This is a genomic window from Deinococcus hopiensis KR-140 (assembly GCF_900176165.1).
Lineage (GTDB): Bacteria > Deinococcota > Deinococci > Deinococcales > Deinococcaceae > Deinococcus > Deinococcus hopiensis.
The window spans coordinates 1-21,045 of the sequence record NZ_FWWU01000003.1; the positions used below are offsets into that span (position 1 = coordinate 1).

Sequence of the window (21,045 nt, forward strand, 5' to 3'; positions counted from 1 at the left end):
CCCGCTCATACACTCTGCGCGCAGAGGAAACCAGAGGAAAGGGGAGTAGGCGTCGTCTTTTGGCCAGAACGTTCCCGGTCAGGGGGGGAGACGGTCTCAGCACTGGGACGCTGCGTTCGGCGAACGGACCATCTCCGCGCGCGCGGGAGGACAACCGAGGAAAACCCACCTCGATCGGTGTGGGCCGTACGCTTTCTCGTCAGGCTTTCCAGGCTCCTCAGGAACGGGCCGAACGTCCTACGGCGCCCATCGACCCGCCGGGAGAAGGTGCGATGAGCAGGGGTATCGGCGCGTCTCAGGACGACCAGCACCCCTTGACCTCCCGCAGGCCCCAGACGCCAGGCCAGTCGTGGGAGCCATAGGCGACGATCTTACGGCTTCTTGGGTCTGTCGGGCGGCCCTTAAGGTGGTGGCCCCAATTGTGGCCGAGACGACCGCCGTGATTCTGAACCCCAGCAGGGTTCCGCAGACAGTGGAGCACCCGGGCAACACGTCCGTTCGGCCCGGCAGGGAAAGAAGTCCGTCCAACAGAGAGAATTGTGTGACGTCCAGCGCCTACCATAGGAGCTGTGACGATCTCACCAGATCTGTTGATGCTGAGGTTACAGCTTGCAGATCTCAGCAGACATATGGGGGAGTTGCTGCAGGAGTTGGGCCTGAGCCAGGACCTCGAGCAAGCCCTCACCGAATTGCAATTGGGGGAGCGGCAGGGCGATCTGCTGCGTGGGCATCGGGACGTCCGAGCGCCAGACCCCATTCTCCCGCGTGCGCTCCTGACACGCTTGAATGACTTTCATATTCTGCACCAGACCCTCGCGCGCACGCCGCTGGACCGCCTGCATTACGCCCAGCTGGAACACGGCACGGAAACAGGGAAGCGCGCGGTCGAGGGCCTGGAACTGGAACTCGCCCGCCGCGGTCTGTTTCCAGCCGGGGGCTTCCGAACGGAAGTCGCGCGGGCGCAGATGGAAAGCGCGCATGACCAGGCCCAGCGGGCCTCCCTCGCGGCCCTCTCATTGCTGGACCAGGTGCTGCGCGACGAGGCCGGGAATACGGAACCGTCCGGGTGCGAAGAGCTCCCCCCGCACCTGCCGCTGCCGGGCCTGCTGGCGGGAGCACTGCGGAGCGCGGTGCGGCTTCCCCCAGTCCTGACCACGCCGCTGACCCTCCCGGCGCTGCCGCCCGTTCACCTGCCGCGCGTGCTGACCACCCCGGTGACGCTTCCCCAGGGCATGGTCCGCCTGCTGACCCAGAGGCAGGGGACTTTGCCCGAAGAGGACGATCCATGAGAATTTGGTCCCAGCAGGGGGAAAGAGCTGGCATACCCCGAACGGAAGGATGCAGAGAACGCGGTAGAGAAGCCGCCACGCACGCTCTGGCCTCTGTTCCCGGTTCTCCCCACCTGTGGTGTCCTCAACGCCGGACCTGAAGCGGCACTGCGTTAAACAGCTGCCGCCTCAACGCCTCGCGGGCCCGAGCGAGTTCAGCGTCCAGCACTGGCCCACGTTCCGATGCGCCCCTCAGCCATACAGCCCCACCCGCCGTGCTCCCCGTCGCGAGGTGCCCCGGCACAGCCGGCCAGTCTGCCACTGGGCCGCCACCCACCCAGACGCCACTGGCGAGGTAATCGCAGTGCCCCAAAATTCCAGGAGCGGGGGTGTGTGGGCCGGGACACAGGTGGAGGGCATCGAGGTACACCCGTTTCCCACCCCGGCGCACCTCCACCCGGCTGGTGTACTCGCGGAACTGCAGCCGTTCACCGCTGCCCACCCGCCCGCTTGCCAGCGTCTCAAGGAAGCCGAGTTCCGCGTCCTCTTCCAGCTCGGCACGCAGGGTCTGCCGAAAGGCACTCCCCGCGAAGGGCAGGGTGCGCTCCGGGTAAAACTCGAGCCGTCCACCCGCCGCCACTTCCAGCAGGATGTCTTGCGTTGCCGCCTCTCCCATCGGTGAGGGCTGCACCCGGGTGGCCGACTGGGTAAGGACCAGTGCCCGGGCACCGCCCTCCACCCGTACGTGAATCTCACTGTGATCCCCGCCGAGCACACCTCCGGTGGGATTCACCACAAAGACCATCAGCGTGCCGCAGGGCAATGTGAATGGCCGCACGATCATCAGTGGGGCCTTCTGCGTGTCACGCAGGAGGCAGGTGCGGCCCGCCCGCATCCCGAAATGCAGGTGCAATACGCCCGTGCGTGTTCGGCGCAGCAGGGTCAAGCGGAGTCCGCCGGGGACGAGCCCACCTCACCCAGTCCAATGCGGGGCGGCGGCACGTCCCGGAACAGCAGGTCATGTTCGATCCAGGCGATCACATCCGCCACGCCCTGCCCAGACTTGAGGTTCGTGAACACGTAGGGCCGCACCTCCGCTGTTGCTCCGCTCCCCACCCTGCGCTGTGCCCGGGCGTCGGCGTCCATCACCTCCAGGCTCGCCCCAACGTGCGGCGCGAGGTCGGTCTTGTTAATCACCAGCAGGTCCGAGTGCCGCACCCCGGGACCGCCCTTGCGCGGTACCTTCTCACCGCCCGCCACGTCCAGCACGAACATCCACGCGTCCACCAGCTCGGGAGAGAAGGAGGAGGCGAGGTTGTCCCCTCCCGACTCGATCAGGAGCAGTTCCAGCCCTGGGAATTCGTCCTGGAGGGCCTCCACCGCCTCCTGGTTCAGAGAACTGTCCTCGCGAATGGCGGTATGGGGGCAGCCGCCCGTCTGCACGCCGCGGATGCGCTCTGGAGCCAGGGCTGCCGCCCGGGTCAGGATCCGCTGGTCCTCGAAGGTGTAGATGTCGTTGGTGATGACGGCCAGCTCGAAGCGGCCCCGCAGGGCCCGGCACAGGGCTTCGAGCAGCGCGGTCTTACCGCTGCCCACCGGGCCACCTACACCTATTTTCAGGGGGGCGATTTTGAGGGGAAGGGTCATGGGGAGTTCCTTTCGGGCAGGGAGCGGAGGATTTCGGCCCCGCTGCTTTTGCAGGGGCGCGCCGCCCCCACTACGTCTGGAAGAGGCGGCTGTCCAGCCCCGCCTGCTCACTCGCCGCGATGTCGAGGAGGGGCGAGAAGCCTGCCAGATCATCGGGGCTGGCGGCGAGGGCGTTCTCCACGCAGGTCTGCGCTGCGTCCCCGCACAGGCGCGCGCAGCGCTGGGCCTCCAGACCGCCAAGCTTCATCAACCGGGTGGCGGAGGTGGCCCGGCCCAGCAACCAGGCGGAGACGTAGGCGGTGACCGTGTCGGCCTGGGTTGCGCCGAGTGCGGCCGCCACAGCTCCAAAGGTCGTGGCGTGGTGCCGGGTGACCGGGACAGTGGTGAGTTCTTCGGGCCAGAGGTGCAGGGCGGCCCTCCTCAGGCTCGCCCCGACCCTCACGCTCGCCTCGCGGGGACCCTGGACCAGCTTCAGGTCGCCGAGCAGGGCATCGAGTTCGGCCAGGACTTCTGCGTCCGCCTTCCAGGCCAGAGCGCAGGCGGGGGCATCCTGGGGGCCCCAGCCGTGCTTGAGTTGTCCGCAGAGGAAGGCGTGCAGATCATCCGCCGTTCGCACCTGACCGCGTACGGTGAGCGTTTCGAGGCCGTCGCTGAAAGCGTAAGCCCCCGTGGGAAAGGCAGAGTCGGCGAGTTGCAGCAGGCGCAGGTTCATCCCTCTCCCCCACCGGCCTCATGCTCCCAGGAAGGCCGCCCGTGAAAAGGTCGCTGCTCGCGGGCAAAGGACACGCCCAGCCGCGTCAGCAGGAGTTCGATGGGCGCGTCCCACAGCGCCAGGAAGGCGTCACCGTCCTCCAACGCCACGAAGTCGCGGTGCAGGTTTCCAATTGCGTGAGCGACGCTCGCCGTTTCTGAGCGTGAGCCCGGATACACCACTGCCACGTCTTCGGGCGCAGCCTCCACCACGTAGCTCACGCCCTCGCGCACGTCCAGCACGGTTCCGGGCTGCAAGACGGTTCCGGTGGCAAGGGCGAGCCGCAACTCCGTACCGTCCGGGGCGATGAGGCGGCGGCGCACCCTCCGCCGATCTACGGCGGTCATGGGGACGGCGACGGTGGGCCCGCTGACCTGCACCACGGGCGCCGCTGTGGTAAGGAGCGGGCGACGCAGGCCCTGGATACGGGTCATCCTACGCCCCCCGCACAAAGGCAAACCACGCCTCCAGCCCCTCACCACGCTTGCTGCTCAGCTCAATGACGGGCACGCCGGGGCGCGCACAGTCGATGTTCTCCCGGCACAGGTCGCGGTCAAACTCCACCGCCCCGGCCAGGTCCATCTTGGTGATGACCACCACGTCCGCCGTATTGAACATGGTGGGGTACTTCAGCGGCTTGTCCTCGCCCTCAGTGGTGGAGATCAGAACCGCGCGGGCCGCCTCACCCAAGTCGTAGGAACTGGGGCACACGAGGTTGCCGACATTCTCCAGAAACAGCACGTCCAGCGCAGCGAGGTCAAAGCGGGGGAGTATGTCCGCCACCATGCCGGCGTCCAGGTGGCAGACGGTGCCGGTCACGATCTGCTCGGCCTGTGCGCCCCAGTGCCGCAGGCGCGCGGCGTCATTCTCGGTGGCCAGATCACCCACCGCCACGGCCATCCGCAGCGCAGGGGCCAGGTCCCGCAGGGTCCGTTCCAGCAGGGCCGTCTTGCCCGCGCCGGGGCTCGACACGAGGTTGATGGCCCGCACGCTGGCAGCGGCAAAGGTCTGGCGGTTTTCGGCCGCTACGCGGTCATTGGCCTTGAGGATGTTTTGCCGCACGGTGACGATGCGGGGGGAGGTGGCGGTCATGGGGCTCTCCTTCAAACGAGTTCAAGTTCGGCAAGTTCCAATTCGTCGCCCTGCAGCAGGGCGGGCGTGGGCGCGCCGCAAATCGGGCAGCGCAGGCCGCGCATGAGGTTCAGTTCGACGGGACCGTGATTGGGGCACTCGGCCACGCCGGGCACATGGGTGATCTCAAGCCGTGCGCCCTCCAGCGGTGAGCCCTCGGCGCAGGCGGGAAAGGCGGCGCGCAGCGCTTCCGGTACCACGCTGGACCACTGGCCGATGCGGACGGTGAGGGCCGTGGCCTGCGCCGCCCCATGTTCGCGCAAGACCTCGCGGGCCACTTCGATCAGCGCGAGTGCGACAGAACTCTCATGCATCAGAATAGGAAATACTTCTGCGCCAGCGGCAGCGTGTCCACCGGCTCGCAGGTTACGGGCTCACCGTCCACCCGCACCTCATAGGTTTCCGGGTTGACCTCGATGTTCGGCGTCTCACCATTCAGGATCATGTCCGCCTTGCCAATGGTGCGGGTATTTCGCACGGCGCTGTAGGGCCGCCCCACTTCCGGCAGATCCCCCACTTCCAAGCTGATCGCCGAGACGAAATGCAGGCAGGTGGAGGCGGGCGCCCCGCCATACGCTGCGAACATCGGGCGAGGGTAAACCGGCTGCGGCGTGGGAATACTCGCGTTCGCGTCGCCCATTTGCGCCGCCACCACCAGCCCACCCTTAAGCACCATCGCCGGCTTGGCTCCGAAAAAAGCGGGCTTCCACAGCACCAGGTCCGCCAGCTTACCCACTTCCACGCTGCCCACCTCGTGCGCAATGCCGTGGGCGATGGCGGGGTTGACGGTGTATTTGGCGACGAAACGCCGGGCACGCAGGTTGTCGGCGCGGCCGTCCTCTCCCAGACCCGGAATGACGAGGGGACCGCGCTGCACCTTCATCTTGTGCGCTGCCTGCCAGGTCCGGGTGATCACTTCCCCCACCCGGCCCATCGCCTGCGAGTCGCTGCTCATCATGGAAAACACACCCAGGTCATGCAGCACGTCCTCGGCGGCGATGGTTTCAGGGCGGATACGGCTCTCGGCGAAGGACACGTCTTCCGGGATGCGCGGCGAGAGGTGGTGGCACACCATCAGCATGTCGAGGTGCTCGTGGATGGTGTTCACCGTGAAGGGCATGGTGGGATTGGTGCTTGATGGCAGCACATTGGGCAATCCAGCCACCCGGATGATGTCCGGCGCGTGCCCGCCTCCTGCGCCCTCGGTGTGGAACGTGTGAATGGTGCGACCGGCGAAGGCGCGGATGGAGTCCTCGACGAAGCCCGACTCGTTCAGCGTATCGGTGTGGATGGCCACTTGAATGTCGTACTGTTCGGCCACGCCCAGCGCCGCGTGGATGGCGGCCGGAGTGGTGCCCCAGTCTTCGTGGAGCTTGAGGCCCAGCGCTCCAGCGCGAATCTGTTCAGCCAGGGGAGCTTGGGTACTCGCGTTTCCCTTGCCCAGCAGGCCGAAGTTCAGCGGCAGGCCCGCAAGCGCTTCCAGCATCCGGTGGATATGCCACTCTCCCGGCGTGCAGGTGGTGGCGCTCGTGCCTGCCGTGGGGCCAGTGCCGCCGCCAATCATGGTGGTGACGCCGGACTCCAGCGCTGTCCAGCACTGCTGCGGCGCGATGAAGTGGATGTGGGTGTCTACCCCACCCGCCGTGAGGATATGCCCCTCGCCCGCCACGATCTCGGTGCTCGCCCCGATGGTCAGCCCTGGGCTCACGCCGTCCTGGGTACCCGGGTTGCCGGCCTTGCCAATGGCGGTGATGCGCCCGTCCTTGACGCCCACATCGGCCTTGATGATGCCCCAGTGGTCCAGGATCACCGCGTTGGTGATCACCAGATCGGGTACGTTCGGGTCTGAGCGACTGGCCGTGCTGCTTTGACCCAGACCGTCGCGGATCACCTTGCCGCCGCCGAACTTGACCTCCTCACCGTAGGTGGTGAGGTCCCGCTCAATCTCGATCAGGAGTTGCGTATCGCCCAGCCGGATGCGGTCCCCGGCGGTGGGCCCATAAAGGTCTGCGTACTGGCGACGGGTTACGCGCATGACCGGCGGCCTTCCGCGCAGGGGCAGAGGGCACAGAGCCGAGCGGCGAGGGCCACGCCCGCTTTTTGCTCTCCGCCTTGGGCCATGGGCCCTCTGCCCCTCATTGCGCCCCCCCGAAGCCCGCGGCCCGCGCCCTTTCCAGTACCGCTTCCCTCGCGCCAGGAGCGTCGAGTTGACCCCCCACCAGGGAGTTCATGCCGTGCACAGTGCGGGTGCCGCCCAGCGGGACGAGCGTGACCTCGCGTTCCTCGCCGGGCTCGAAACGTACGGCGGTCCCAGCGGGGATATTCAGGCGCTGACCGTAGGCGGAGTCGCGGTGGAAGTGCAGCCCGGCGTTCACCTCAATAAAGTGGAAGTGGCTGCCGACCTGAATGGGGCGGTCTGCCCGGTTGGTGACGAACAGGTGCGTGACGGGCCGATCCGCGTTGAGTTCAATCTCGCCGTCTTCAAGCAGGTACTCACCGGGCACGGTGGCGCTCGCCCCCCCGCGAATCGGATCGTGAATGGTCACGAGTTTGGTCCCGTCGGGGAAGGTGCCCTCCACCTGAATGTCATGAATGAGTTCGGGCACGCCGTCCATCACGTCCTCCGGCGTAAGCAGGGTGGCGCCCCAGCCCATCAGGTCCTCCACAGCCCGGCCTTCGCGGATGCCTTCGAGGACCTCGGCCGTGATCAGGGCGACAGCCTCGGGATGGTTGAGTTTCAGTCCTCGCGCCCGCCTGTTCCGCGCCACCTCGGCGGCGGCGAAGATCAGCAGTTTGTCGCGTTCCCGTTCGGTGAGTTGCATCCTGACCGCCTCTCTGAGAGAACCCACCGGTGGGCAGGACCTCAGTGTGAAGCGTAAGCCGAGGCTGTGCGGTAGAACGAAGTATTTCTAAACAACTTGCATCCCAACATCGCATAAAACTCTTATGGTCCGGGCAGCTGTGCAAGTTGTAAGAAAAAAAGAAGACATAATGCAGAGCAGAGCCACCTCGCCTTCTCATCGTCACGGCTCTACAGCCTCCCAGGGAGAGTTCATGTCCACATTCCGCAGGTTTGGCTTTTTCGGTACCACCCTGGCCCTCGTTCTCGCCAATGCCGCGCAGGCGCAGAGCACGGTGAAGGTAGGTGTCCTGCATTCGCTGACGGGCACAATGGCGATCAGTGAAATCACCGTAGCGAACGCTGCGCAGCTCGCCGTGGACGAGATCAACGCGAAGGGCGGCGTGCTGGGCAAGAAGATCGTGGTGGTCAAGGAGGACGGCGCGTCCGACTGGCCCACCTTCGCCACCAAGGCGGAAAAGCTGCTGACGCAGGACAGGGTGGCGGCGGTGTTCGGCGGCTGGACGAGTGCGAGCCGCAAGGCCATGCTGCCCGTGTTCGAAAAGAATAGGGGGCTGCTCTTCTACCCCGTGCAGTTCGAGGGCAACGAGTGCAGCCCCAACATCATCTACACCGGCGCGCAGCCCAACCAGCAGGCGCTCCCGGCGCTGGAGTGGGCGCTGGGCAAGGGCCACAAGAACATCTTCTTGCTGGGAAGCGACTACGTGTACCCGCGCACCGCCAACCTGATCCTGAAAAAGCACATCGCTGCAAAGGGGGCCAAGCTCGCAGGCGAGGAATACGTCGCGCTGGGCGGCACCGAATTCAGCTCGGTGATCAACAAGATCAAGGCGGCGAAGCCGGACATCATCATCAATACGCTCAACGGTGACTCCAACGTGTCCTTTTTCAAGCAGTACCAGGCCGCTGGGTACACGGCGAAGACGCTGCCCGTGATCTCCTTTTCCATCGCCGAGCAGGAGGCGCAGTCCATCGGCCCGGCCCTGCTGACCAACCAGTACGCCACCTGGAACTACTTTCAGAGCCTGCCCAATGCTGCCAACCAGAAGTTCGTGGGGGCGTATCAGGCCAAATACGGCAAGAACGCCGCAATCACCGATCCCATGGCGCACGCCTACATGGACGTGTACCTGTGGAAGGCGGCCGTCGAGAAGGCCAAGTCCTTCGATGCCACCGCCGTTCGCAAGGCCATCGTGGGCGTGAGCCTGCAAAGCCCTTTGGGCAAGATCACCGTCGCGCCCAACGGCAGCCTGATTCAGGCCGTGTATACCGGGCAGTCCGGCGCGGGCGGGCAGTTCAAGACGGTCGCCCAGAGCCAGGGCGTCGTCACGCCCCAGCCCTACGACAAGCTGGCATTCCCGGGCAAGAGCTGCCCGTAAGGCGGTGCGCGGGGAGCGGCGGGAGAACACCAAAGCCGCCGCTTCCCACCCCCGCGAGGAGATCCCTATGGACCCCGTATTCCTGTTCGGCCAGCTGTTTACCGGCCTGTCGGTGGCGTCCATCCTGCTGCTGGCAGCGCTGGGCCTGGCGCTGAGTTTTGGGCTGATGCGCGTGATCAACATGGCGCACGGCGAATTCCTGATGCTGGGGGGGTACCTGACCTACCTGGCGTCGCAGTGGGTGGGGCCGCAGTTTCTGTGGCTGGCGTTCCCGCTCGCCTTTCTCGGCTCGGCGCTGCTGGGCGCGCTGCTGGAAATCACCGTCATTCGGCGGCTGTACGGGCGGCCGCTCGACACACTGCTCGCCACCTTCGGCATCTCGCTGATCTTGCAGCAGGCGGCCCGGCAGCTCTTCGGCAGCACAGGGGTGCCCGTGAATGCGCCCGGCTGGCTCTCGGGGGCCATCACCTTGCACGGCGGCGCGCTCGACGGCCTGACCTTTCCGTATGTGCGCCTCTTCGTGATCGTGCTTGCGGGGCTGGTGCTGGGGGGCATGGGGTGGCTGCTGGGCCGCTCGCGCTTTGGGATGCACGTGCGGGCGGTGAACCAGAACAGGGAGATGGCCTCGGCGCTGGGGGTCAACACCCGGCGGCTGGACATGCTGGTCTTTGCCCTGGGTGCAGGGATCGCGGGCGTGGCCGGCGTGGGGCTCGCGCTGCTGGCCCCAGTCAATCCCACCGTGGGCTCGGCCTATATCGTGAACGCCTTCCTGGTGGTGGTGGTGGGTGGCGTGGGCAGCGTACTGGGCGGCGCGGTGGCGGCGGTTGGGCTGGGCTTTCTTACCGCGCTCGCCGAGGGGCTGACGAGCGTGAGCCTCGCGCAGGCGATCCTCCTCATCGCCGTGGTGGCCTTCTTGCAGTGGAAGCCGCGCGGCCTCTTTCCCGCGGGCTCGCGCGCCCTGGAGGACACGTGAGCCGGGGCAAAGGCAACTGGGGCGGCCTGGCTGTGCTCGCCGTCCTCGTGATGGCGCTCACGCTGGCTCCCTTCTTCCTGGGGGCATATCCGCTCGCGCTGCTGGGACGGGTGCTCGCCCTCGCGGTCGCAGCGGTAGGCGTGTGCGTGGTGTGGGGACGGGCAGGCATCCTCAGCCTGGGGCAGGGGCTTTTTTTCGGACTGGGGGGCTACGCGCTCGCGATGCACCTCAAGCTCACGGCCACGCCGGCAGGTGAGCTGCCCGACTTTATGATCTACAACGGTGTGGAGGCGCTGCCGTGGTTCTGGAAGCCTTTCGCCTCCGCGCCCTTCGCGCTGGCGATGGTACCGCTGCTCCCCGCACTGGCCGCCTTCCTGGTGGGATGGCTGATGTTTCGTCGCCGCATCACGGGGGTGTACGTGAGCATCATCACGCAGGCGCTGGTGCTGGCCTTTGTGACGTGGCTCAACGGCTCGCAGGGTCTGACGAGCGGCACGAACGGCCTCACCGACTTCCAGACCCTCCTGGGCCTGAACCTGCGGGCCGAGTCCTCTTCGCGCGTACTGTACTGGGTCACGCTGCTCGCCCTGATCCTGTCGGTCACCGGCACCGCCTGGCTGCTGGGCACCCCCTTCGGCGCCCTGCTGACGGCGGTGCGCGACAACGAAAACCGCAGCCGCTTCCTGGGGTACAACCCAGCCGCCTTCAAGATCGCGGCATTCATGCTGGGCGGCGTCCTGGCGGGCCTGAGTGGAGCCCTGTACACCCTGCACCTGGGCACCATCTCACCCGCGATGATCGGGGTGGCCTTCAGCATTGAACTCGTCGTATGGGTCGCGCTGGGCGGCCGGGCCAGCCTCATTGGGGCGGTGGGTGGCCTGATCCTCGGGCAACTCGCCAAGGACCGCATCTCGAGCGGCGCGCCTGACGCGTGGCTCTACATCATGGGCGCGCTGTTCGTGCTCGTGGTGCTGGTCATGCCGCAAGGGGTCGCTGGGCTGCAACCCCGCCGCCGAGTCCGCCCGGTTCACTCGGCTCCCACCCGGCCTGCACGGGAGATTCACGATGTCGCCTGAGTCGGGCCTCCTGCTGGAAGTGCGGAACGTCACCGTCTCGTTCGAGGGCTTCAAGGCCCTGCAAAACCTCAGCCTGGGGGTAACGTCCGGCAGCTTGCGGGTGCTGATCGGGCCGAATGGTGCAGGCAAGAGCACGCTGCTCGACACCATTATCGGCAAGGTGCGCCCCGCCTCGGGCGAGGTGCGTTTCCGGGGGCAGGTCATTTCCCGCCTGCCGGAGCACCGCATCGCCGCGCTCGGCATCTGCCGTAAGTTTCAGGCGCCTGGCGTGCTGGAGAGCCTGACAGTACGCGACAACCTGCTGCTGGCGGCGAGGCAGCAAAAAGGCGTGTTCGCCACCCTGACCCCACCCACCGCCGCAGAGCAGGGCCGTGCGGATGAACTTCTGCGCCTGACGGGCCTGGAGGCCCGAGCCGGCATACCTGCCGCGCAGCTCGCGCACGGGGAAAAGCAATGGCTGGAGATCGGCATGGTGGTCGCCCCGGAGCCCGAACTGCTGCTGTTGGACGAGCCCACTGCCGGAATGACGGTTGCGGAGACGGCGCACACAGCAGAATTGATTCGCACCCTGGCCGGGCGCCACACCATCTTGGTCATTGACCACGACATGCACTTCGTGGAGCTGCTGGGCGCGCCGGTCACAGTGCTGCACCAGGGGCAGGTATTCCGTGACGGAGACCTTCAGAGCCTACGCGCAGATCCCGACGTGATGGAAATTTACCTGGGCCGCCCGCGTGAGGCTGCGCCCGGGGAGGGAGGCACATATGCTCAGGCTTGAGAACGTCAGTGCCGCCTACGCCCAAAGCCCGGTGCTGTTCGGGGTGAACCTGGAGGTCCGGGACGGCGAGGCCGTGACCCTGATCGGCCGCAACGGAGTGGGCAAAACCACGTTGCTGCGGACCATCACGGGGCTGCACGCCATCAGCGGCGGCGAGTTGCACCTGAACGGCGAGTCGGTGACGCGCGAGCACGCCTTCGCCCGCGCCCGCGCTGGCCTGGCCTATGTGCCGCAGGGCCGGGGCCTCTTTCCCCACCTCACCGTGGAGGAGAATCTGCGGATGGGGTTGCCGGCCCTGTCGGGGCGGGAAGGCGTCAAGCGGGAGATACCGGAACTGGTCTTTGACCTCTTTCCCCTCTGCCGGGACATGGCGGGGCGTAAGGCGGGCAACCTGAGCGGTGGGCAGCAGCAGCAGGTCGCCATCGGGCGGGCGCTGGTCACCCGGCCCCGCTGCCTGCTGCTCGACGAGCCCACCGAGGGTATCCAGCCCAGCATCGTGGGGGAAATCGAGGCCGCGCTGACCCGGGTTCGGCGGGAACTGCAGGTGGCGGTGCTGCTGGTCGAGCAGTACCTCGATTTCGCCTGGGCTTTCGCTGACCGCTACTACGTGATGCAGAAGGGAACGGTGGTTGAGAGCGGCCTAACCCGCGACACGCCGACAGCGAGTGTGCAGCGGTATCTGGGAGTGTAGCTCAGCTCCTCCAAGCGGCCGGTCAGAACCGTGCGTTAAGGCCAAAGACGCAGCAGGAACAGGGAAGATTTCCCGGAAGCGCTGGACGTTCCCGCCAGGACCAGGCGGCCATCCGCTTGCCGCAGGGCGCCGACGACGAGGGCACTGCTCCCACCCACCGGTACCGTGAGCCGCCCGCCCTGGCCAAAACCTGCGTTCAGGACTCCATTCACGCCGTACTGCACCAGACCCACGTTATAGGTGTTCCCGCTGAGTGTCCGGCCCACCAATACGATGCTGTCTTGGCTCTGTACCAGCGCCGTCCCCACGTCCTGGCTGGAGCCCACCGGGGTCAGGGCCCGGCCACCCGCGCCGAAGGTGGCGTCGAGGTCACCGGCGGCGGTATAGCGCAGCAGGGCGAAATCGTGGTCCTGGCCGTTCCAGGTAGACCCCGCGACGAGGACCTTGCCGCCAGGCTGCAGCGCCACGCTGCTTACGCCGTCGGCCCCACCGCCCAGGTCCGTGCTCACGACGCCGCCTTGTCCAAAGCTGAGATCCGGCTTTCCAGCAGGGGTGTACCGCACCAGGACCACGTCGTCGCTCTGCTGGGCAGCGACGCCCGCGACGACGATCCTCCCATCGGCCTGGACAGCGACGCCGTACCCCACGTCGTCCCGCGAACCGATGGCGGTCACCACCTTCCCGCCCTGGCCGAACGTCACATCCAGCCGCCCGTCAGGCAGGTAGCGCACGACCCCAATGTCATCGTCGTTGCCGTTGCTCGTCTGGCCGGTGAGGAGGAGTTTGCCGTCTGGCTGCAGCGCCACAGCGTACGCCCCGTCGTGGCCCGTGCCGAGTGCGGTCCTGACGGCCCCGCCCTGACCGAAGGAGGGGTCAAGGTGTCCGTCCGGCGTGTAGCGCACGAGGGCAAAGTCCGATTTCGTCTCGTTGCTTCCCGGCCGGTACGGCACCGACGTGCTGCCGCCCACCACAATCTTGCCGTCGGGTTGCAACAGGAGGGTGTTGCCGGAGTCGAAGCTGGTGTTGAGGTCTGTAACGACGATGCCTCCACGGCCGAAAGCCGGGTCCAGCCGCCCTTCCGTGGTGTAGCGCACCACGAGCAGGTCCGCTCCACGACCGTTCCCAATCCGGCCCGCGATGAGCACCTTGCCGTCCGCCTGCACGGCCACCCCCGCGGCGTAAGCGTCGCCCTGGGGAAGGGGGGTCTGCACCACGCCCCCACTGCCAAACGTCGTGTCCAGCCGCCCCGAGGGCCCACCCCTGGAGACCCTGTTCGTGGAAACCCGTCCCGCAGGCGCAGAGGACAAGCCAAGCCGCGACGCGGCGACGGACCTCATGTCCCGAACGCGCGGTCCAGCGTCGCGGGGCGCCTCCCGCTTTCCCTCCTGTCCGGCTGCCAGGCCTTCACTGGTCAGCGCAGGGGACGGCGTGGCGCGGATCTGCCACGCCGTCCCCTGCAGCACTTCCGAGGAAGACGTTCCACACGCGGTCAGCAAGAATAGGAAGCCGAGCGAGACCAGCAGACGCCGGGCCGCCGGACTTTCTGAAAGCAGGACAGGCCTGCGCAAAACGCGCTGAACGCGGGTGAAGAGAGGCATCGGAACTCCGGGGAGGGATGAGAGCAGGAAACGGGAGCGGGCGAAAGCGCAGCCGACAGGTTCTGCGTAAGGGACGTCCGGACAGCGCCGTCCCTTCCATTCACACCGGAAAATGAAGGAGGGCCGGATACGGAGTTTTTCACATTCCGGACCCAGCCATTCTCGCTCGCGCAACAGATGAATGGTGCGGCAGCCGTTGATGCTCCTGACTAAGCTCCTTCCCCGATCCCACTGAGCAGCGCGGGCGCCGAAGAGGACGGAGCCGTCAGGCGTGCAGCACAGCGGTACCCTTCTCTTTAGGCCCCGTCCGGCTGAGTGCCCACCCGGGGCGCCGCTGTGGATTCCCGCAAGACGAGTTCGGTGGGAAAGGGCGGCGGCAGCGGAACGTCCTCGCCCTCGGCCAGCGCCGCGAGCGTCTGAACGGCCACCTCGCCCATCAGGTGCAGCGGCTGGCGCACGGTGGTCAACCCCGGCCGGGCGGCGGCGGCGATAGGCAGATCATCGAAGCCCACCACCGAGAGGTCCCCCGGCACCCGCAGCCCCAGGTCCTGCGCCACGTGGATGGCACCCAGGGCCATCGCGTCGCCCGAAGCGAAGATGGCAGTCGGTGGCCGCGCCAGTCCCAGGAGCCGCCGGGCAGCGCGCTCACCGCTGGCCTTGGTAAAGTCGCCGTGCTGCACGTCCCCGTTCCGGACCGCCAGCCCCGCCGCCTCGAGGCATTCGCGGTAGCCGCGCAGGCGCTCGTGGGCGTCGTTGCGCTCGAAACGGTCCGACCCGCGGCCGGGAACCTCGGGCTCGGCTTCCAGCCCGCTGATAAAGCCGATCTCGGTGTGTCCCAGTTCGAGCAGGTGCCGCATGGCCAGGTGAGCCCCGCCGTAATTGTCCACGGTGAAGGGACGGTCCGAGGGGCCATCCACACTGACAACGTGGGCCGGCAGGTCCGTTCTGGCCCACTCGACCTCGTGAGAGGGCTGAATCAGCAGGGCCCCCACCGACAGCCGGGTCATCATGGAGAAATCGGAGGTGCTGCTCCCCGCCAGCATCATCACGACCAAGTCATAGTTCAGGCGCTCAGCGGCCTGCGCCGCGCCCTGCACCACTTCCGAGGCGTAAGGCCGGTTGAGCTGGGGCGTGAAGACGCTGATCATGCGGTTGCGCCCCCCCGCCAAACCGCGCGCCATCGCATTGACGCGGTAGCCCGTTTCCGCGATGGCGTCCATCACCCGCTGCCGGGTGGCGGGCCGGACCCCACTCTTGCCGTTGATGACGTTGGAGACAGTCATGGCCGAGACGCCCGCGCGCCGCGCGACATCGTCCAGGGTCAGGGCCGAGGAAGACCGCGGCGGAACTTCCTCGGGCCGCCTTCTGGCGCGCTTCTTTTCGCTGGGAACCGTTCGTGCTTGCACTTCCAGGATTATAGCGCTATATTCAGAAAGCACAAGCCACAACCCAAAAGTGATCCCTCACGTCCTGGTTCCTGTCTGGGAGGTTTTCCTGTCGTTGATGAGGCAGACCGTCTATTCTGCTGCCGCTTCCCCTTCGTCTCTCGGAATTATAGCGCTAAAAAGCGCTGTTGCTCCTGTCTTCCCGAGGTCATGAATGAAGAAAGTTGCCACCCTGCTGACCGGTCTGACCGTTGCCCTGAGTGCTTGCGGAACATCGACCAACGCTCCCCAGGCGAGTCTCTCCAGCTCCTCTGGCCTCGCCCCACAGGCCGTGACGGGTTGCGCCACCGCGAACCTCGCCCAGGGCAGGACTGCCCTGGCCTCCTCTACTGAGAACGCCGGCTATCTGGACGCCAAGTTCGCCGTCGACGGTGACGCCACCACCCGCTGGGCCAGCCAGGCCACAGACAACCAGTGGCTCCAGGTCGACCTGGGCTCCCCGCAGCAACTGTGCGGCGTCACCCTCCAGTGGGAAGCCGCCTACGCCAAGACCTTCCAGATTGAGGTCTCCAGCGACGGCACCTCCTGGTCCCCCGCTTCTGCGGTAATCAATGGCACGGGCGGAACGCAAAACGTGTCGATCAGCGGCACCGGACGGTATGTGCGCATGAAGGGCCTGACCCGCGCCACCGGGTACGGGTACTCGCTCTACGAGCTGCAGGTCTTTGGCACCACCTCCACGGGTGGTGGAACCACCACCTGCAGCACCACCAACTTCGCGCAGGGCAAACCTGCCAGCGCGTCCTCCACCGAAAATGCAAACGCTCTGGACGCAAAGTTCGCGGTGGACGGGGACAGCACCACCCGGTGGGCGAGTCAGGCCACCGACGCCCAGTGGCTGCAGGTGGACCTCGGCAGCGCGCAGAACGTCTGCGGGGTGAGCCTGCAGTGGGAGGCGGCCTACGCCAAGACCTTCCGGATCGACGTGTCCAACGACGGGACGACGTGGACTCCAGCGACGGGAACGATCAGCGGAACGGGCGGGACGCAGAACGTGAACCTGAGTGCCAGTGGCCGCTACGTGCGCATGACGGGGCTGACCCGCGCCACCGGGTACGGCTACTCCATCTACGAGTTCAAGGTCTTTACCTCAGGCACCGGAACTGGCGGCACCACCCCGCTGCCCACCTCCGACACGCCGGACTTCGGGCCCAACGTGGCCATCTTCGATCCCTCCACGCCCGTCGCTACCATTCAGTCCAAGCTGGACACCGCTTTCAACGCGCAGCTGAAGAACCCCGACGCCCAGTTCGGGGACCAGCGCAACGTCTTCCTGTTCAAGCCGGGCAGCTACGGGCGCGTCTACGCCAATGTCGGCTTTTACACCACGCTCGCGGGGGTCGGCCGCAACCCGGACGACGTGACCATCAACGGGGCCATCAATGTGGACAGCGGCTGGGTGTACGGCGACGAGAAAAACGCCACCCAGAACTTCTGGCGTAGCGCCGAGAACCTCGCGGTGGTGCCGGAAGGCGGGACGAACCGCTGGGCGGTGTCGCAGGCGGCGCCCATGCGCCGCGTCCACATCAGGGGCAACCTGACGATGGGGCCGTCCAACCAGGACTTCGGACAGGGGTACTCCAGCGGCGGATTCATCGCTGACAGCAAGGTGGACGGGGCCGTGACCTCCGGCTCGCAGCAGCAGTGGTACACGCGGGACAGCACCATTGGGAGCTGGAGCGGCAGCAACTGGAACATGGTGTTTTCCGGGGTGCAGGGCGCGCCCGCCCAGAGCTTCCCCACGCCCCCCTACACCACCCTCGCCACGACGCCCGTATCGCGCGAGAAGCCCTACCTGTACTTCGAGAACGGCAAGTACAGCGTGTTCGTGCCGTCGCTGCGGACCAACGCCTCGGGCATCACCTGGCCCAACACGCCCGGCACGTCTATACCCATGAGCCAGTTCTACGTGGCCCGGCCCACCGACAGCGCGGCGACGCTGAACCAAGCGCTCGCCCAGGGACTGAATCTGTTTTTCACCCCGGGCGTGTATCACCTGAACCAGACGCTGAACGTTACCCGCGCGGGCACGGTGGTCACGGGCATCGGCTTCCCGACCCTGGTTCCCGACGGCGGCGTGAACGCCATGCAGGTCGCGGACGTGGACGGCGTGAACGTCAGCAGCCTGCTGTTCGACGCGGGAACGGTGAACAGCCCCGCTCTGCTGACGGTGGGCACGGCCGGCGCGCACGTCAACCACGCGGCCAACCCCGTCTCCGTGCAGGACGTGTACTTCCGCATTGGCGGCGCGGTGGCGGGCAAGTCCACCACCAGCCTGATCGTCCACAGCGACAACACCGTCGTCGACCACATCTGGGCGTGGCGCGCCGACCACGGCAAGTACCCGACAGGCTGGACTGTCAACACCGCCGATACCGGCGTCATCGTGAACGGCAACAACGTGCTCGCCACGGGCCTGTTCGTCGAGCACTACCAGAAGTACCAGGTGATCTGGAACGGGCAGGGCGGCAAGACCGTCTTCTTCCAGAATGAGATGCCCTACGACGCGCCGGACCAGGCGACCTGGCGCACCGGAGCCAACGGCTACGCGGCCTACAAGGTGGCCGACAGCGTGACGACGCACGAGGCGTGGGGGCTGGGCGCCTACGCGTACTTCAACGTCAACCCCTCGCTGCACGCCGACCGCGGCTTCGAGGTGCCCAACACCCCAGGGGTGAAATTCCACGACGTGCTGACCGTCTCACTGGGCAACACCGGCACCATCGACCACGTGATCAATGGCGTCGGCGCGGCCGTGCCCTTCGCTGACCCCGCCAAGAACACCGCACCCAGCAACGTGGTCAGCTACCCCTGAGCTGGAAACTCCGGCCCACCAGCCGTGGCGAGGGGAGCGGAGTAGGGAGGACGCCTCACGCGTCCTCCCCGCTCCGCTCCCCTCGTCCTGGGAATTGAAGGTGCCCCAGAAACCTCATCCATGCGGCTTGCGGACAATCCGCTGGCCCGACTGTGGCCATTGCCCCGTGGCAGACCTGGAAGGTCACCTCTGCCGCAGCGGTTTACCCACAGTGCTGACTGCCTTTGCGCCGGTGTTCTCCCGCAGAACCTGCAGGTCCAACGGCCGATCATCGTCACCCTCCTGCTCACCTGGGAAGCGGACGCTGAGGGCTGCCTTGAGCGTGTAGGGGCTGATGATTCCAGATTCAGCACGTACCAGCGCATTCTGAACCAGGCACGTTGGTTAAGCCTCCACGCCAGTCGCGTCTTGCTGGAGTTGTTGGTCACCGCCTTTGTTCCCACTGGCCCGCTCGTCCTCGGCTTGGACAACACCATAAGCGCATTTGTCAACAAGAGGACTTCTTTTTGACCGAGCCCAGCGAGCGAACTTGTGGCGCACTGGGGAAAAAGGAGCCGTGAGGGGAAGGTCATCCCCTCACGGCTCCTTTCGGACAAATGCTCTAAGCGGCGAACGGGCGGGAACATCAGCGCCAGGGGCATCGACCGTGACCCTGCCCGCTCCAGTCAGGGCCACTTCGTGAAAGCCAGCGGTCTTTGCTGCCTGAGCCTCATGCTGCTGCCCCCGCTTCCATGGGCACACCGCATCTGGACCTTGCCGTTCTTGACAGCACGCGTGCCGTCAGAAGGCGTTCACCAGCAACGCGGACACCGGCACAAAACCCTGCTGGTCTGGGCACGGCAGATGCTGCGCCTCGTTCAACGCTGGTGTTCTGGACGTGGGCCAACCGTTGTGGATGACAGCGCCCAGACTCTGATTGCCTGGCTTCAGCGCCTCCGCCAGGGTCATCCCATCACGGGCCTGCACCCGGTTGCGCCTGGACGCAGCGCTCTACGAACCCCCTCCAGAACGTCAAGCCGGTCAGATGGGCCGCCCGCGAAGGCCCATGCGGAGCGGGCTTTCTTGCTGCAGGTTGAGACGAATGCCGACTTCAACAGAGGCAGAACGGTTTCACGCAAGCAGACGGGTGCAGCGCCCGAGAAGGAGCGTTTAGGGTGACCGGGAAAGGCGTTGCCGTACCGGCGCTCTCCCGATGGGATAACGCATTCGGCGGAAGGTGTGTGGGTGACCGCCGGCCCGGCCCCTGTTACCCATATGTGCTGTCCTGCCTCGCCAGATGGCCGCCCCGATCTCGCCCCCACCGCACTCCCCACTTCTGCTACCATCCCCCCAACCGCAATCCTGCCCGTTCCTACCGCCTGCGCGGGCGTCCCCTTGCTCCTTTCTCCGGAGGTTGTATGAAGCGTCTTTCCCTGTCCCTGACCCACGCGGTCCTCTCCGCTGCCCTGGCCCTATCCGCCTCGGCCCTCGCGGAAGTGCGCGTGGGCGTCATCGTGTCGTCCACTGGCCCGGCGGCCAGCCTGGGCATTCCCGAGCGCAACACGGTGGCGCTGCTGCCGCAGACAATTGCCGGGCAGAAGGTGGTGTACACCATCCTCGACGACGCTTCGGACACCACTGCGGCCGTCACGGCGGCCCGGAAGTTGATTCAGGAGAACAAGGTGGACGTGCTCGTCGGCACGACCACCACCCCCGCCAGCCTCGCCATGATCGACGTGGCCGCCGAGGCGAAGGTGCCCATGATCAGCCTCGCGGCCTCCGAGACCATCATTAAGCCTGTGGACGCGCGCCGGAGCTGGGTGTTCAAGACGCCGCAAACCGACGCCCTGATGGCGGCGGCGGTGGTGCAGCACATGCAGCAGAACAAGGTCAAGACGGTGGGATACATCGGCTTCAACGACGCTTACGGGGAGGGGTGGCTCAGCGAGCTGCAGAAGAACGCCGCAGCGCGCGGCATCAAGGTGGTGGCGGTGGAGCGCTACGGCCGTACCGACACCAGCGTGCTGGGCCAGACCCTCAAACTGCTTGCCGCTCGGCCCGACGCCGTACTGGTCGGCGCATCGGGCGTGCCCGCCGTGCTGCCGCAAAAGACGCTGAAAGACCGCGGCTACGCGGGCAAGGTCTACCAGACGCACGGGGTGGCCAACGCCGACTTCCTGCGGGTGGGTGGCAGGGACGTGGAGGGAGCCATCCTCCCTGCCGGGCCTGTGCTGGTGGCCGATCAGTTGCCCGACAGCAACCCCATGAAGAAGGTGGGGCTGGCGTACAGCAATCTGTACGAGGGCAAGTATGGCCAGAACAGCGTCAGCACCTTTGGAGCACACATGTGGGACGCGGGGCTGCTGCTGCAAAAGGCGGTGCCCGTGGCCCTTAAACGCGCCAAGCCCGGCACACCCGCCTTCCGCGACGCCCTGCGCGACGCGCTGGAAGGGGTCAAGAACGTGATCGGCGCGCACGGCATCTTCAACCTGGGACCGCAGGACCACCTGGGTCTGGACGCCCGCAGCCGCGTGATGGTGCAGGTTACGAACGGAACCTGGAAGCTGCTGCCTTCCCGCTGACCTGACCGCGGGGCCAGGGGTGAACCACTTCAGGTTCGCCGCCTGGCCCCTTTTCCTCCTCCATCCTTCCTC

General features: G+C 66.6%; 18 protein-coding genes. 8 read left to right on the forward strand and 10 right to left on the reverse strand.

Annotated elements, in window-relative coordinates:
- The first annotated feature begins 569 nt into the window (after positions 1 to 569).
- Entirely contained in the window at positions 570 to 1,289 is a 720-nt protein-coding gene (locus tag B9A95_RS01870) for a hypothetical protein (RefSeq protein WP_139806384.1), read from the forward strand.
- A 124-nt stretch (positions 1,290 to 1,413) separates the two neighbouring features.
- Here B9A95_RS01870 and B9A95_RS01875 read toward each other — a convergent pair whose 3' ends face one another.
- From B9A95_RS01875 to B9A95_RS01910, 8 genes are all read right to left on the reverse strand, one after another.
- Positions 1,414 to 2,214, reverse strand: coding sequence for an urease accessory protein UreD (locus tag B9A95_RS01875; protein ID WP_084045278.1), 801 nt, complete (start codon positions 2,212 to 2,214; stop codon positions 1,414 to 1,416).
- Positions 2,211 to 2,915, reverse strand: coding sequence for an urease accessory protein UreG (ureG, locus tag B9A95_RS01880; RefSeq protein WP_084045279.1), 705 nt, complete (start codon positions 2,913 to 2,915; stop codon positions 2,211 to 2,213). The genes B9A95_RS01875 and ureG overlap by 4 nt, the downstream gene beginning before the upstream one ends.
- A 70-nt stretch (positions 2,916 to 2,985) precedes the next feature.
- Positions 2,986 to 3,627 (reverse strand): urease accessory protein UreF, encoded by a 642-nt coding sequence (locus tag B9A95_RS01885; protein WP_084045280.1) that lies wholly within the window; start codon positions 3,625 to 3,627, stop codon positions 2,986 to 2,988.
- On the reverse strand, positions 3,624 to 4,100 hold the full coding sequence (locus B9A95_RS01890) for an urease accessory protein UreE (RefSeq protein WP_084045281.1): 477 nt from the start codon (positions 4,098 to 4,100) through the stop codon (positions 3,624 to 3,626). The genes B9A95_RS01885 and B9A95_RS01890 overlap by 4 nt, the downstream gene beginning before the upstream one ends.
- A gap of 1 nt (position 4,101) precedes the next feature.
- Positions 4,102 to 4,758 carry a hydrogenase nickel incorporation protein HypB gene (hypB, locus tag B9A95_RS01895; protein ID WP_084045282.1) on the reverse strand — a complete coding sequence of 219 codons (657 nt, stop codon included), beginning with the start codon at positions 4,756 to 4,758 and terminating at the stop codon, positions 4,102 to 4,104.
- Positions 4,759 to 4,769: 11 nt separating this feature from the next.
- Positions 4,770 to 5,111 (reverse strand): hydrogenase maturation nickel metallochaperone HypA/HybF, encoded by a 342-nt coding sequence (locus tag B9A95_RS01900; protein WP_084045283.1) that lies wholly within the window; start codon positions 5,109 to 5,111, stop codon positions 4,770 to 4,772.
- Entirely contained in the window at positions 5,111 to 6,832 is a 1,722-nt protein-coding gene (gene ureC / locus B9A95_RS01905) for an urease subunit alpha (RefSeq protein WP_084045284.1), read from the reverse strand. The genes B9A95_RS01900 and ureC overlap by 1 nt, the downstream gene beginning before the upstream one ends.
- Positions 6,833 to 6,932: 100 nt before the next feature.
- The gene (locus B9A95_RS01910; RefSeq protein ID WP_084045285.1) at positions 6,933 to 7,619 is read right to left on the reverse strand and encodes an urease subunit gamma; all 687 of its coding nucleotides are present in this window, start codon (positions 7,617 to 7,619) and stop codon (positions 6,933 to 6,935) included.
- 232 nt (positions 7,620 to 7,851) lie between these two features.
- Here B9A95_RS01910 and urtA point away from each other — a divergent pair, with 232 nt between their 5' ends.
- From urtA to urtE, 5 genes are all read left to right on the forward strand, one after another.
- Positions 7,852 to 9,036: an urea ABC transporter substrate-binding protein gene (gene urtA, locus B9A95_RS01915; RefSeq protein WP_084045286.1), complete on the forward strand. Its 1,185-nt coding sequence runs from the start codon at positions 7,852 to 7,854 to the stop codon at positions 9,034 to 9,036.
- A gap of 67 nt (positions 9,037 to 9,103) precedes the next feature.
- Positions 9,104 to 10,009: an urea ABC transporter permease subunit UrtB gene (gene urtB, locus B9A95_RS01920; protein ID WP_084045287.1), complete on the forward strand. Its 906-nt coding sequence runs from the start codon at positions 9,104 to 9,106 to the stop codon at positions 10,007 to 10,009.
- Positions 10,006 to 11,085, forward strand: a complete 1,080-nt coding sequence (gene urtC / locus B9A95_RS01925; RefSeq protein ID WP_245808094.1) for an urea ABC transporter permease subunit UrtC — start codon at positions 10,006 to 10,008, stop codon at positions 11,083 to 11,085. The genes urtB and urtC overlap by 4 nt, the downstream gene beginning before the upstream one ends.
- Complete coding sequence (urtD, locus tag B9A95_RS01930; protein WP_084045288.1) at positions 11,075 to 11,863, forward strand: urea ABC transporter ATP-binding protein UrtD; 789 nt, start codon at positions 11,075 to 11,077, stop codon at positions 11,861 to 11,863. The genes urtC and urtD overlap by 11 nt, the downstream gene beginning before the upstream one ends.
- Positions 11,850 to 12,554: an urea ABC transporter ATP-binding subunit UrtE gene (gene urtE / locus B9A95_RS01935; RefSeq protein WP_084045289.1), complete on the forward strand. Its 705-nt coding sequence runs from the start codon at positions 11,850 to 11,852 to the stop codon at positions 12,552 to 12,554. Before urtD ends, urtE begins: the two co-directional genes overlap by 14 nt.
- 35 nt (positions 12,555 to 12,589) lie before the next feature.
- Here urtE and B9A95_RS01940 read toward each other — a convergent pair whose 3' ends face one another.
- Both B9A95_RS01940 and B9A95_RS01945 read right to left on the reverse strand, forming a co-directional pair.
- On the reverse strand, positions 12,590 to 13,765 hold the full coding sequence (locus tag B9A95_RS01940) for a delta-60 repeat domain-containing protein (RefSeq protein WP_170928380.1): 1,176 nt from the start codon (positions 13,763 to 13,765) through the stop codon (positions 12,590 to 12,592).
- Positions 13,766 to 14,448: 683 nt separating this feature from the next.
- Positions 14,449 to 15,558 carry a LacI family DNA-binding transcriptional regulator gene (locus B9A95_RS01945; protein ID WP_245808095.1) on the reverse strand — a complete coding sequence of 370 codons (1,110 nt, stop codon included), beginning with the start codon at positions 15,556 to 15,558 and terminating at the stop codon, positions 14,449 to 14,451.
- Positions 15,559 to 15,751: 193 nt separating this feature from the next.
- Here B9A95_RS01945 and B9A95_RS01950 point away from each other — a divergent pair, with 193 nt between their 5' ends.
- Both B9A95_RS01950 and B9A95_RS01965 read left to right on the forward strand, forming a co-directional pair.
- Positions 15,752 to 18,412, forward strand: coding sequence for a discoidin domain-containing protein (locus tag B9A95_RS01950; protein ID WP_084045292.1), 2,661 nt, complete (start codon positions 15,752 to 15,754; stop codon positions 18,410 to 18,412).
- A 1,397-nt stretch (positions 18,413 to 19,809) separates the two neighbouring features.
- A complete protein-coding gene (locus B9A95_RS01965) occupies positions 19,810 to 20,973 on the forward strand; it encodes an ABC transporter substrate-binding protein (RefSeq protein WP_084045295.1) in 1,164 nt (387 codons plus the stop codon).
- Positions 20,974 to 21,045: the final 72 nt, after the last annotated feature.